General features: G+C 50.5%; 10 protein-coding genes. 5 read left to right on the top strand and 5 right to left on the bottom strand.

Annotated elements, in window-relative coordinates; genetic code table 11:
* The 4 genes from IQ256_RS13505 to IQ256_RS13520 form a co-directional block, all read right to left on the bottom strand.
* A partial coding sequence (locus IQ256_RS13505; RefSeq protein ID WP_193856067.1) for a PBP1A family penicillin-binding protein occupies positions 1-2,345 on the bottom strand: 2,345 nt, incomplete at its 3' end.
* A 285-nt stretch (positions 2,346-2,630) separates the two neighbouring features.
* Complete coding sequence (gene chlG / locus IQ256_RS13510) at positions 2,631-3,677, bottom strand: chlorophyll synthase ChlG (protein ID WP_193856068.1); 1,047 nt, start codon at positions 3,675-3,677, stop codon at positions 2,631-2,633.
* 136 nt (positions 3,678-3,813) lie between these two features.
* Complete coding sequence (locus IQ256_RS13515) at positions 3,814-4,971, bottom strand: ArsA family ATPase (RefSeq protein WP_193856069.1); 1,158 nt, start codon at positions 4,969-4,971, stop codon at positions 3,814-3,816.
* A gap of 1 nt (position 4,972) precedes the next feature.
* Positions 4,973-5,179, bottom strand: coding sequence for a DUF2862 domain-containing protein (locus IQ256_RS13520; protein WP_193856070.1), 207 nt, complete (start codon positions 5,177-5,179; stop codon positions 4,973-4,975).
* 134 nt (positions 5,180-5,313) lie between these two features.
* Between IQ256_RS13520 and hisF the strand changes: the two genes are divergently transcribed.
* Both hisF and IQ256_RS13530 read left to right on the top strand, forming a co-directional pair.
* A complete protein-coding gene (gene hisF / locus IQ256_RS13525) occupies positions 5,314-6,084 on the top strand; it encodes an imidazole glycerol phosphate synthase subunit HisF (RefSeq protein ID WP_193856071.1) in 771 nt (256 codons plus the stop codon).
* A 445-nt stretch (positions 6,085-6,529) separates the two neighbouring features.
* Positions 6,530-6,796, top strand: coding sequence for a hypothetical protein (locus IQ256_RS13530; protein ID WP_193856072.1), 267 nt, complete (start codon positions 6,530-6,532; stop codon positions 6,794-6,796).
* 56 nt (positions 6,797-6,852) lie between these two features.
* Here IQ256_RS13530 and IQ256_RS13535 read toward each other — a convergent pair whose 3' ends face one another.
* Positions 6,853-7,596 carry a peptidoglycan-binding protein gene (locus tag IQ256_RS13535; protein ID WP_193856073.1) on the bottom strand — a complete coding sequence of 248 codons (744 nt, stop codon included), beginning with the start codon at positions 7,594-7,596 and terminating at the stop codon, positions 6,853-6,855.
* Positions 7,597-7,686: 90 nt separating this feature from the next.
* Here IQ256_RS13535 and IQ256_RS13540 point away from each other — a divergent pair, with 90 nt between their 5' ends.
* From IQ256_RS13540 to IQ256_RS13550, 3 genes are all read left to right on the top strand, one after another.
* A complete protein-coding gene (locus tag IQ256_RS13540) occupies positions 7,687-8,727 on the top strand; it encodes a hypothetical protein (protein WP_193856074.1) in 1,041 nt (346 codons plus the stop codon).
* Between the two features lie 98 nt (positions 8,728-8,825).
* Positions 8,826-11,537 carry an HD family phosphohydrolase gene (locus IQ256_RS13545; RefSeq protein WP_193856075.1) on the top strand — a complete coding sequence of 904 codons (2,712 nt, stop codon included), beginning with the start codon at positions 8,826-8,828 and terminating at the stop codon, positions 11,535-11,537.
* Positions 11,538-12,028: 491 nt separating this feature from the next.
* Positions 12,029-12,982: an RNA polymerase sigma factor, RpoD/SigA family gene (locus IQ256_RS13550; RefSeq protein WP_193856076.1), complete on the top strand. Its 954-nt coding sequence runs from the start codon at positions 12,029-12,031 to the stop codon at positions 12,980-12,982.
* Positions 12,983-13,019: the final 37 nt, after the last annotated feature.

Raw genomic sequence — 13,019 nt, forward strand, 5'->3', positions numbered from 1 at the left:
GCTGGGGCTGGATCGGGCGAACTACTAAAGACGGGAGCTGGGGCTGGAGCCGGGGCTGGCTCTGAAGGACGAGCAACCGGTGTAGGGACTGGCTCTAGCGCTTCTGACTCGTTTGCAGAACTGCTGTCATCTTCGCTATCGAGCGTGGCGGTCGCAGGTTCAGAGCGTCGCCGCCGCTCAGTCTCATCAGGCTCGCGTGCGCCAGGTTTGTCGGCAACCACACGACCTGGAGAGATCGGTTTGGCCTGAATAGATCCCTCCCGACCACCTAGGCGTGGCAGTTCAGGAAATTCTTCGACCGGTAGCTCGTCTACAAACTGATCGACAAATCTATACCAAGCAAGCGCGGCTGTTCTACTAGCGCCGCCCGTAGGACTGCTATCGTCGTTTCCCATCCACACACCCGCCACTAGCTGAGGCATATAGCCAATGAACCAGAGGTCTCTATTTTTCTCAGAGGTGCCCGTTTTTCCAGCTACTTGTCTGCCAGCAATAGCTGCGTTGCCGCCCGTACCACCATTGACAACGCCTTCTAACATCCAGGTCATAATCGCGGCGGTGTCTGCATCTATTGCCTGCTGAGGTCGCTCGTCAAACTCATAGACAACGTCGCCCTGGCTGTTAGTGATGCGGGTGATACCATGAGCCTCTATATGCTTGCCTTCTGCGGCAAAGCTACCGTAGGCACTAGTCAGCTCTAGCAGGTTTACTTCCGACGCACCTAAGGCCAGGGAGTAGGCGGGCAGTAAGTCTGATTTGATGCCCATGCGACGCGCTAGCGCAATAACTGGATCAAAGCCAACGTCAACTAGCAGCTTGACGGCGACGATATTGATAGAGCTAGTGAGGGCACGCCGCAGATCGACGTTGCCGCTGTAGCCACCGCCGTAGTTTTTGGGTTCATAGCCATCGACGATGTAGCGAGCGTCTGCGTAAGATTTGTAGGGTGACATTCCTGTGGCGATCGCACCCGCATACACAAAAGCTTTAAAGGTAGAACCTGGTTGTCGCTGCGCTTGGGTCACTCGGTTGAACTGGCTGTCGTCAAAATCAGTGCCGCCAACCATGGCCTTGATCTGGCCCGTTCTCGGGTCGACTGCTACCAAAGACGCCTGCTCGAATCCTTGCCAAGTGCCGTATTCCTCAATAATTTCTTCGACTGTTTTCTCAGCGGCCTGCTGCCATTTGGGGTTTAAAGACGTTTCAACCACCAGGCCACCCGCTTCTAGCTCTTCTGGCGTCAGGATCTCCGCTAGCTGCTTTTTGATGTAGATAGTGAAGTAAGGGAACTCGCTGTACAGGTACTTCGGCTCTTGGACTTCTATCGCAATTTCGGCCTGACGAGCTTCCTGTTCCTGCGCTGGCGTGATCACGCCAGCGTCTGCCATCCGCCCAATCACCTGATTACGCTGTCGTCTGGCCGCGTCTGGGTTAACCACTGGTGAATAGACGCTGGGTGCAGGGGCCATCCCGGCAATCAAAGCAACCTCAGCGACAGTTAGCTCATCGACCGTCTTACCAAAATAGATCCAGGCGGCATCTGCCACACCGTAGGCACCTGCCCCTAGATACACCAAATTTAGATAGCGCTCTAATACTTTCTCTTTGCCCAGCTCTGCTTCTAACCGCCGGGCTAGTACAGCCTCTTTAAACTTGCGCTGGAAGCTTTGATCCAGGTCTAAAAACGTAATTCGAGCGAGCTGCTGGGTAATCGTACTCGCACCTTCTACCACGCTGCCACTACTAAGATTTGCCAGAGCAGCTCGCCCAATTGAGCGGTAATCTACACCATCGTGTTCATAGAACCGACGATCTTCAGAAGCAATGAAGGCCTGAGCCACAACGTTAGGGATCTCGTCGAAGGCTAAACTCTCTTGGGCGGTAGGGCCTACCTTTTGTAAGATCTGACCATCACCTGCTTTGAGGGTGATGGTGCCGCTGCGCTCAAAGGTCAGTGCCTTACTGACATCTGGCACGGTTTCGTGGACGTCTAGCCAGATTTGATATAGGCGGGCACTGGTGCCAGCAATGCCTGCGGCCACTAGCAGCATTAGCCAAAACCTCACCCGCTTATGAGCGAGTCGCGGCGTCGGCAACGAACGAGCACGCTCTAAGTCATTGTTTGCAAAAGCCGCTGTTTGCTTCGCGGTGGCCAGTTTGCCAGTACGAAGAGGCTTTGGCCGCTGTGCATTTCTGTTCGAGGCGGCGCTATTGGTCTCGCTAGCACTTCGAATGCGAACTGATTTTTGACGCTGAGATGATAGACGACTGGGGCCACGTGGTGGACTGCCTGAGCCTTTGATCCGGGCAGACCATTGTTTGAGCTGTGAGAAAAGGTTAGCCACGTTAGCGAACTCTCCAGACGGTATCACCGCCGTAACAAAATTGAATTGTTGTTGAAGCGTTTTCTCCTGCTCACGATTTGGAGCGCGAAGGAGCTGCAAGATCAAGATGCTGATTTGCTTATCAAAATTTATTAAATGCTACCACGAGCGACAAAGTTGCTTTTTTGACCGAATCTTTTCAACCGAGCTTTTGGGATCAGATTATAGACTGAGCCAATAGCTCAGGTTGCTTATCAGGATCTAACTTGTCAGGGTCTAACTTGCCAAGGCTTGGCTTACGAGGGTTTAGCTTACTAAAGCGCTGTGCCCAAGCGCGATCGCCATCACCAGCATCCCCAGAACTAAGAATGGCTGAGCACTAGCTTGATATTTCACATCATTTTCTAGTGGGTCACGGAGAAAATACATATCTTGAAAGGTGATTTGCGGAATAATCAGCAAAATCAGCAGCACCGCATACAGATTCTTGTGAATAGCGATCAGGTAGGCTGCCATTCCCCCTTGAAAAACATCGATCATCAGCACACAAATCCAGGCGGCTGTTTGGACGCCGAACATGACTGGCAAAGACTTTAGACCGAGCTCGCGATCGCCCTCTACCGCTTTAAAGTCGTTGACAATAGCAATCCCTAGCCCCGCCATACTGTAGATCAAGGTCAGCACAATCACTGTAGGATTCAGCTCGCCAAATAGCGCATGGCCAGCCCACCAGGGCAGCGCAATATAGCTAGCGCCTAGCGCGTAGTTACCCAGCCAGCCATTCTGCTTCAGCTTTAGTGGCGGCGCAGAATAGATATAGGAAAGAAAAGACCCGCCCAGCGCTAGTACAAATAAGGTAGGAAAGTCATGACCTGCCCAAACGTCTAGGCCATAGGCTACTGCGAGTCCTGCTAGCAGCAGCACCCAAATTTGTACCTGAACCTGCTTTAGCGAAATTGCGCCTGATGGAATCGGACGATTGGGTTCATTGATCGCATCTAGGTCACGATCATAGTAGTCGTTAATAGTTTGGGTATAGCCGGTCAAAAGCGGCCCAGACATCAGCATACAGGCGGCTGAGATCAAAACGTTTTCGAGCGTCCAAGTAAACTTTCCAGAAGAAGCCGCACCGCACACGACGCCCCAGATCAATGGAATCCAGGTGATCGCTTTCATCAGCTGAAGTCGGATTTTCCAAACAGAGGTCTCGCCGGCTTCTGCACCTTTCATGCCGAGTAGCTGACGAGTCTTACTAGTCTTAGCACTGTTGATCTCGCCTACGTTTTCCTTTCCCCCCTCACCAGATGGCGAATCGGGTAGCGGCGTTGTAGAAGATTGCATATCGTCGGACATCTCAGGCTCCTCTAGTCCCTACTGACTGAAACAACACTCGTAAGTAGCACGGCACATAACAATACCTAAGTGTGCTGGGTAAAACTATCGCTGGGTAAAACTATCGCTGGGTAAAACTATCGCTGAGCAAAATCGTCTAGCTAAAAGAAATGATCAAATAGCCTGACTGGAACTTAGCACCTGTCACCGATCGGCCCTTTAGCGTGGGCGGCAAAGATACGTTGTGCCGCTGATCGCCTGCTTCTACGGTGACTTCTGGTCCATATTGCGTTAGCTTTACCTGAGTTTTATCAAAGCCCGGCAAAAACAGTTTGACTGTGCTGTTAGCTACATCCACACTCATCGGGCTAGGCACAGAAACCGGTTCTGCAAGAGCTGGCAGTGCGCCCGCCAGAGATCGCCAGCCGCCTGATGCGCCCCCTGTGCCACCGCTAAGCTCACTACCAAGATCGCTATGGTTCAGTGTGCTCACTGGAATGGGGTCGAAGGCAGTAGAGGCGGCAGCAGAGTCAACCTGTCCGCCATAGGGCGCGGTGACAATGGCCCCGGCAACAGTGAGGCCAATCTGCTGAGCGGCACTCCACAGGTATTTTCCAGTGGCGATCGCAACCTTATCGCTAGTGGTGACTACATAGGCGCGCAGCTGCATTGGATCTTTGACCATCGCTTTGCCTTTGGCAACCATACCTTCTACGCTCTGCGTCTCGGGCTGATTCCAAACGTCTCCTGACAAGCCGCTGCTGAAGACTGCGCCAGTCACAGGGCCGATAAAAGGAGAAATCGACCGATAGAACTGCGAATCTTGAAAGACCTGCTTAAACCGCCGGAAGTACCAGTCAATGCCACCAATCGCGCCCCACATCCTCAAGCTGGCCTGATTGCCCGGCCCGTCATGCACAATCACGTCATACCGACTGCTTTCGGTATATTCGCGAATCGCATTAAGCGCTAGAAAATCGTCCATTCCTGGCACCACGCTTAGCTCTTGACCAAACACCGCTTTAAAGAAAGGGTCTCTCAGGTAGCGCGCCTCAAACTGCTTAAGCTTTTCCCAGTTTTTATCGACGAGCTGAGTTGTCTGTAGCTGTACCGCTTGAAATGACTTTTCGGCGACGCTAACAGCGATAGGCTCGGTGCCAACTTCAGTGCCTGTCAGCAGCGAAAGGGCAGGTCCGGCCTCTTGCGAGATCAATAAAACCCGCTTGCCTTCATCGGTTAGTTTCTGGGCAGCGGCGATCGCAACTGTCGTGCGTCCGGTACCCCCTTTACCTAAAAATGTGAGAATAAGCGTCATATTAGTCAGCTACTGGACGTAGTTCGTCTTCAAAGAACCAGGTAGTAAACTCATCGGACTCAAAGCTTACTAAAGCTCCAATATTTTGGCCATCTAACACCTTGAAGTCTTGAATGACGGCTGTCTCTCCAAGCCGAGCTGCGAGCTTTTTGTCGACGCGATCGCGCAGGCGACGAACTTGAACCCGCTGTCCGATTTCTAAATCCATGTTCAAAGACTGTATCCTTACTATTGTCTACCTCAAGGCCAGTAATCAGTCTATCAGCGACTCGGGCCGATCTGGGGAGTTTTCATCAACTAGAAACTGCCTAGAACTAGAACAACCCATTAAAGAAAAGCCCTATGCTCGCCAAAAGAATTCTCCCTTGCCTCGATGTCAAAGCGGGCCGTGTTGTAAAAGGGATTAACTTCGTTGATTTAAAAGATGCAGGCGATCCGGTCGAACTAGCCAAAATCTACAACGAAGCAGGCGCTGACGAACTCGTTTTTCTAGACATCACTGCTACTCATGAAGACAGAGATGTGATTTACGACGTGGTGTATCGCACGGCTGAGCAGGTATTTATTCCTCTGACAGTAGGCGGCGGCATCAGCTCTTTGGACACGATTAAGAAGCTGCTTCGAGCCGGGGCCGACAAAGTCAGCATCAATTCAGCGGCGGTGCGAGACCCGGACCTAATTAATCGAGCCAGCGATCGCTTTGGCAGTCAGTGTATCGTTGTCGCGATTGATGCGCGGCGACGGTCTGAGCAGTCGTCCCAGGCTGGCTGGGACGTATTTGTTAGAGGCGGTAGAGAAAATACGGGTCTAGATGCGGTGACTTGGGCCTGTGAGGTCGTCAGCCGAGGGGCCGGGGAGCTGCTAGTGACTAGCATGGACGCAGATGGCACAAAAGCTGGCTATGACCTGGCTCTAACCGAGGCGATCGCTAGCAGAGTCAACGTGCCAGTGATTGCCTCGGGCGGTGCAGGCACCTGTGAGCATATCTATCAAGCTTTAACAACGGGTAAGGCTGAAGCTGCTTTGCTAGCTTCACTGCTTCACTACGGCCAGTTGAGCGTCGATGAGATCAAAGATCATTTATCTCGTCACAATCTGATCGTCCGTCGCTAAATGTTTACAAAACCTTATAGATTTCTGGTTTTTCTGAAACAGAACGTATCGTTTACTTAGAAATAGAAAATGAGAATTGGTTAGCTGAGTAGCTTGGTATTTACTTCGCTAAAGCCCGCAAAATCTAGACTTTATCGAAGAACTGCGATACTGCACATTTTGTGCATCAACCATAGCTAATTATGAGTAATTCTGTTAAGCTATGTGAAGGCTCTGATAGAAGATGAGAAGAGCGGTTTTCATAGAGCGGTTTTCATGGGATCTCCAAATCTCTACGAAGCTCTGATGCTGCTCAAAGCTGCTACTAGAAAGCGTTACTACTAGAAAGCGTTGCTGAAAAAGGCTTTGAAGACTGGTACAAGGGCTTTAGCTTTTTCTGAATTTCTAACTATTGAAGGGGGGCAGCTCTTCAACAACAGCCCAATCTATGACTTAACCTTCCTCAATGATTTTACTGATTCTTATTATTGTGACTGGTCTGGTTTTTTGGGCGCTCCGTCTTATGGATAGAGCTGTCGAAAACCAAGAGTTTTCTTTAATGCTGGCGGGCTTTTTGGTCGCTTCTTCTGCGGCTGCTATTGTAGGCATCTACTTTCTGATGAGCGATTATATGACCTTCATTACCCATGCTAGTTCCACTTTCGACAGCGCTTTCGATAGCTATGATGCCGCGATGATGGGAGGCGGTGATCTTCCTCTGTGGCTAGATTAGGTTCTGTGGCTAGATCTAGGTAAAAAATAGGATTTTGCTAGACAAAACAGCCAGTGCTAGTTTTGTAATTCTCTTCTGATGGCTGCCCAAGTAGAGGGACCCACAATAGCATCGACGACTAGCTGCTGATCCGCCTGAAATTCTCGGACAGCGGCTTCTGTAAGTTCTCCATACTTACCGTCAATAGTACTGTCATAGTAACCTAGCGTTTGCAGTTCTCTTTGCAACTGCGAGACAGCAGAGCCTTCAGCGCTAGGTCGCAGGATTGGCATTGGCGGAGAAGATTCAGCTGGGTTGGTTGCAGTTTGCTCAAGAGCAGATTCTACAGGTGCTTCTGGGTTAGAGGTTTCTGTGGTGCTGGCCGTTCCACCAGTCGTGCTCTCACTTATATCGCTCGGTGTAGGAAGTAGTTTTCGCCAAGTGGCTGGTCCTGTGATGCCATCGGCAGTGAGGTTGGTAGCACTCTGAAATGCACTGACAGCTTGTTGGGTTAGCTGGCTGTAAATTCCATCAACGTCGCCTTGATAAAATCCTAGTAGCTTTAAGGTAGCTTGCAGTCTGCTGACGGTTTCGCCTGTGCTTCCATCACGCAATGTTGGGTAAACAATAGTTGGAGTTTGAGCGATCTGGCTCTGCGGGGTTAGAGTCTGTGGGGTTAGAGCAGATGATCTGTTAGTGGGGTAGAGAATAGACGCACCGGCTGGAACGGCTACGAATGCGCTGATTGCAGTACTCGTTAACAAGGCCGATATCAGCGTTGTCTTAGTTTTCAGATATTGAAAGAAGGGCTTACTTACCATTATGGGTTTCCTTTAGCCTTGCGCGTAATGTCCATCAAGCCATATCAATATATACAGATACAATTGACGGTGCAAAGGTGATTGAGAAGATTGGTCTTATCTAATAATGGTTTGTCTAACGATGGTTTGGTACGCGATAGATTCCAAGGAGGCTTGATTGGGCTTTGGCTGCTGCCTGTTGCCTTGCACTTCCAAGACTATGAGCAAGACTTGAGTAAGCGGGACTTTGGTGAGCAGTCTTGGGAGTCTGGTAAACAATCTGGTGATGCCTTATTGGCAGAGCGTGGTGACCAAATGGCTCTATCGATTGCGATCGCGCGTCACTTCACTCAAATTGACATATTTTTGCACAGTCCTCAGCATCTCAAGCTCCAATATCTCAAGACCTCAGTATTGGATTCAGTCTCTGTGCTCGACAGTTTGCCTGTGCTTTTGCGCTATCACAGTGACTACATCAGGCGATGCGGAGCGGTTCTCGAACTGATAGCTAGAGAAGACCTAGACCAGAACGTGCGGTCTCTGATGCAAATGCTGGTGTTAGGAGATGTTTTATCAATGGTTTTGAGCGGATCAGCCTGGCCGACTCACTTTCCTTCTATAGCCACGCTGGAAGTACGAGCCTCGGACTGTGGGCTGTCGCCTTTGCAGCGTCGCGATTACATAGACCTCTGGCTGTCGCTAGGCGATCGCATGCGGCCTGGCTCAGCCGCCGTAACGGATGCGGTGACGGATGCGGTGATTGAGGGGATTGCGATCGCGCTAACCTACCCGAACGATTATTGTGCTGCCGTGTACAGAGCTCAAAAACCTTGGGCTACTAACAACGCTACTATCGGCTCTGCCCAACCTGTTTTTGCACCACCAATCGTCACACCTTCATCAGAATCCGCAACGGTCTTGTCTAGTATGATGGCAGGCATAGTTGCAGGTGCCGCAGGCGGCAGGGAATCTTTGCCTGTTCTTTGGCAGATACTGCCTAACAGCAAGCAACATTACACAGAAGAAAATGACCTGGGAAAAAATAATGTGGGGCTGAACTGGCAGCTATGCCAGGTGATTAACTTAGCCAACGGCCTGTTCGACCAGTGGGCAGGTGTCGTCAGAAAGTCACGCACTATAATAGCTAGATGAACTATTTTCTGAGCTCGCACCGTTTTCTTAATTTTTTGCGTGTCGCCATTTGTAGCTTTGCTACATTGGTGGATTAGGTAGGTTGTCCGGTGAGGATTATGCGTGCTCTCCGCCATGTTGCTAATCGGATTCGCCAGGTTTGGAAGAAGGTTGTTCCTGCCTCTTTTAGGAGAATCATTGTTCGACTAAAGCCATCTAGTCGAACTTTAAAGAAAAAAGTTGCTCGTCGATGTTCTCCTCTGATCAACGGTGCCCAAAATTTTTTGCTGCTAGGAGACACTCAGCCGATGGCAAAGTCTTCTCTCGACCCGGTCTGCGCCAATGCTGAGGCTCATACTAAGGGGCTCAATGGGCAAGCTGCTGCTCATGCTAACGGCAGTGAGCACACAAGGCCACGACCCTATCTTCCCCAAAGTCCTCACCACAACCGGCGTCCTTGTGCTCGCCGTTCTACAGGGCATACGCTGATTCGCTCACCCATCGGCTCTAGGCGGACTTGGATGGTGACTCTACTCGCGGTTATGCTTTTGGCGACCTGTTTCGGTCAGCGATTCTATCGGCAGCCCGCTTTAGATGTTCGTTCTATCGCACCACAAACTTTTTATGCCCCTGCGAACGCCGTAGTTGAGGATAGAAAAGCGACCGAAAGTCGTCGCGAGGCAGTTCGCAGCGGCCTAGTTCAGGTATTGAGAATAGATCCTGAACAAACAGCGATGGCAATGCGATCGCTCAATACGCTTTTGCAGCAGGGACGTGAGCTGCGAGCTCAGGCCGGAAATCCACCTTTTCTCAACTTAGAAACGCTTTCGCAAACAACGCAGGACTTTTTGTTTCAGGCGACTGAAGCTCAATGGCAAGTGGTCTGGCGTTTAGCTAAAAAGCCCGATCTTTTCGCCGCCCAGGTACAAGCTATTGCCGATTCAACGGCAGTACCGACTGAAGCAGCTCCAAACGAGATCGACGCTGAGCTAAGTTCCCTGACAGCCATACAAAAGTTTGCCTTGCAAGAGCTACTTGCCTATCGCGAACTTTACAGTTTACCAAGGCTGGCACAGTTGCAGATTCGCCTAGAAAATCGTAGGCAGCAATATCAAAAAGATATAGAAGCGTTAGCAGCAGCAGCGAATACAGAAGGGCGACTGCTCTACAACTATCGGCTGTTCGAGCTATCAGAGGAGCAGTGGAGCAGGCTAGAGACAACCTCTCGTCAGCTACTTAACGAGATGATGCTTCAAGGCATTAGCGTCGGCACCCCAGATGATTTGCTGCGTAGGGCAATAGAGTCGAGAGTCTCAGATGAGCCTGACCCAGAAGTGAAAGCAATGACCGCAGAGTTTATAGCGACTTCAGTTGCCCCGAATTTGGTGGTCGATGAAGAGCGCACTCGCCAACAGGCAGAGCGGGCAGTGGGTCAAATTGACCCGGTGATGCTTTCTGTAGAACAGGGCGATTTGATTGTTCGTGCTAGCGAGCCGATTGATGCTTCTGATTTTGTACTGCTGGACTATTTCGGTCTGACAAATCGCTATTTCAACTGGGTAGGTCTGTGTGGCTTTAGTGTGCTGATTACCTGTGCAGTCGCTTTTTATCTATGGGTAGATCATCTGCAGGTAAACCAGCTAAATCAGCGAGATCACTTGCTAGTTCTGCTGCTGTGTTTAGGGGTATCAGTGCTGGCAGCGCTGAAAGTGCCGACAATCGGACTGCCTGCGGTAGGGCTATTGGTGGGAAGCTTTTATGGCAATGCGCTCGGTGTGACTGTCATTGGACTCCTAATGCTGATACTGCCAATTGGCACAGCGATCAGCGTAATTCCACTAGTAGCGGGGGCTGCGGCAGCACTGCTGGGGACGTGGATTGCACCGCAGCTGCGATCGCGCGAAGAATTTGCGCTACTAGGTGGTTTTGTTGGCCTTAGCCAAGCTATCGTTCACTTTATTTTGACTTTGATGCGCCTAACGGTAGCAGCGCCCCTGTGGAAATCTATCTTTATTGGCTCTGCTTTGCATGGGGTATATGGCATTGCTTGGAGCGTGCTGGCATTAGGGGTTAGTCCTTATTTAGAGCACTTTTTCGATGTAGTCACGCCGATTCGTCTAGCAGAGCTGGCCAATCCTAATCGGCCCTTATTAAAGCGCTTAGCCGCTGAAGCCCCTGGTACGTTCCAGCACACAATGTTCGTGGCTAATCTGGCAGAATCGGGGGCTCGCGCATTGGGTCGCAATGTGGAGTTAGTGAGGGCTGGAACGCTCTATCATGACATCGGCAAAATGCACGACCCCCAGAGCTTCATTGAGAACCAGCTGGGAGGACCTAACAAGCACGACGAGATCGACGATCCGTGGATTAGCGCTGGCATCATCAGAAAGCATGTGACCCAAGGGCTAGTGATGGCTAGGAAGTATCGGCTGCCCCAGGCGGTGCAGGCATTTATCCCTGAGCATCAGGGCGATATGAAAATCAGCTATTTCTATCAGCAGGCTAAGCAGCGTCAGGAAAAAGAGCCGTCGCTAGTCGTCAACGAAGCGGACTTTAGTTACGACGGGCCTATTCCCCAAAGCCCTGAAACTGGAATTACGATGCTGGCAGATTCTTGTGAAGCAGCGCTGCGATCGCTCAAGCCAGAAGCCTCTATGGATGAAGCCTATAGTCTAGTCAACCGGATCCTACGGGCTCGGTGGCGCAGTCGTCAGCTTGTAGACAGTGGTCTGAGCCGAGGCGACATGGATATTATTGCGAGCGTTTTCATTCAGGTTTGGCAGCAGCATAATCACAAGCGAATTGAGTATCCGAAGAATGTACTTGTTTAGCGCTGCCTAATAATTATTACGTTACGTAGATTTACGTAGCACGCGAGTTATTCAGCCCCCTGTCTTAGTAGGCATTCCCTGTCTTGGTGAGCATTTCCTAGCGCCGCTAAGCGACGTGGGGTCTCACCGCTAGCGCCGTACGACGACGCGGGCTTCTACCACTATATACAGAGTTTTGAGGGTGAGGTGAAGTTCTCACTCTCCAAGCGCTCAAGGCCATAGGTGTAGAAAACCAAAAACATACCTCAATAGAGAGAGAGTAATGTTTTCTCATTTACGTTACATTTTGTTACTATTAGTAAAACAACGAGACGACTAAGGGCTTCATGTACATTTTCTGGCTGTCTAGCTAGATCTTCCATCTACTGATGGCAGGGGTTTTGGCTAGTTAAGAATGTCTGAAGCGAAATGGCTAAAGCCATGGGTGCGTTCCTTTTCCCCTTTTTGTGTCCTAGTATTGCTGCTCTATTTACTGCCGCACGATTTTTACAATGAAAGCTAATTCGTCTAGGGATCCCGTTCGTTCGTACCTCAAAGAGATTGGTCGTGTGCCGCTGCTGACTCACGAAGAAGAGATCGTGCTAGGCAAGCAGGTTCAAAAGTTGATGGCGCTTACAGTAGTTCAGAGTGAGCTAGCTGAAACCCTTGATCGTGAACCTACTGATGGTGAATGGGCCGCAGCGGCCAAGATCTCTGAAGATGAGCTGATAGCTATCGTGGCAGAAGGTGAGCGAGCCAAGCACAGAATGGTAGAAGCGAACCTGCGTTTGGTTGTCTCTGTCGCTAAAAAATACATCAAGCGCAATGTGGATCTGCTGGATTTGATCCAAGAGGGCACAATCGGTATGCAGCGCGGTGTAGAAAAGTTTGATCCTTCCAAGGGATATCGGTTTAGTACCTATGCCTACTGGTGGATTCGTCAGGCGATCACCCGTGCGATCGCAGAAAAAAGCCGCACTATTCGCCTGCCCATTCACATTACTGAAAAGCTGAACAAAATTAAAAAGGCCCAGCGCCAGTTCGCTCAGCAGCATGGTCGCACGCCTACTGCTGTTGAAATTGCTGATGAAACTGGTTTTACCGTCAAGCAGGTACGCGAGTATCTAGATAAATCTCGCCAGCCGCTGTCTTTAGATTTAAAGGTGGGTGACAATCAGGACACCCAGCTTGGCGATCTGCTAGAAGACGATGGCCAAACGCCAGATGACTACGCGGTTACCTCTTCGCTCAAGAGCGATCTAAAGCGGATCATGGCTGATCTAACGCCGCAGCAGCAGAGAGTAATCGCCCTTCGTTTTGGTTTAGAAGACGGTAAAAATATGACACTCGCTAAGATTGGCGCGATGTTAGATATTAGTCGTGAGCGGGTTCGTCAAATTGAAAGAGAGGCGCTGACGAAGCTGCGTAAGCGCCAGGGCGACATGCGTGAGTATCTAGCGGGCTGACCCGTGTAGGCGAATAGCAGTTCAACTGTCGAAAGAA

The organism is cf. Phormidesmis sp. LEGE 11477, assembly GCF_015207105.1.
GTDB lineage: Bacteria > Cyanobacteriota > Cyanobacteriia > Phormidesmidales > Phormidesmidaceae > Phormidesmis.

What these genes read in the sequence shown, in the direction of transcription:
- IQ256_RS13515 (WP_193856069.1), bottom strand. Translation starts at nt 4,971, where the DNA reads ATGACGCTTATTCTCACATTTTTAGGTAAAGGGGGTACCGGACGCACG.
- chlG (WP_193856068.1), bottom strand. Translation starts at nt 3,677, where the DNA reads ATGTCCGACGATATGCAATCTTCTACAACGCCGCTACCCGATTCGCCA.
- IQ256_RS13545 (WP_193856075.1), top strand. Translation starts at nt 8,826, where the DNA reads ATGCGTGCTCTCCGCCATGTTGCTAATCGGATTCGCCAGGTTTGGAAG.
- hisF (WP_193856071.1), top strand. Translation starts at nt 5,314, where the DNA reads ATGCTCGCCAAAAGAATTCTCCCTTGCCTCGATGTCAAAGCGGGCCGT.
- IQ256_RS13530 (WP_193856072.1), top strand. Translation starts at nt 6,530, where the DNA reads ATGATTTTACTGATTCTTATTATTGTGACTGGTCTGGTTTTTTGGGCG.
- IQ256_RS13520 (WP_193856070.1), bottom strand. Translation starts at nt 5,179, where the DNA reads ATGGATTTAGAAATCGGACAGCGGGTTCAAGTTCGTCGCCTGCGCGAT.
- IQ256_RS13550 (WP_193856076.1), top strand. Translation starts at nt 12,029, where the DNA reads ATGAAAGCTAATTCGTCTAGGGATCCCGTTCGTTCGTACCTCAAAGAG.
- IQ256_RS13535 (WP_193856073.1), bottom strand. Translation starts at nt 7,596, where the DNA reads ATGGTAAGTAAGCCCTTCTTTCAATATCTGAAAACTAAGACAACGCTG.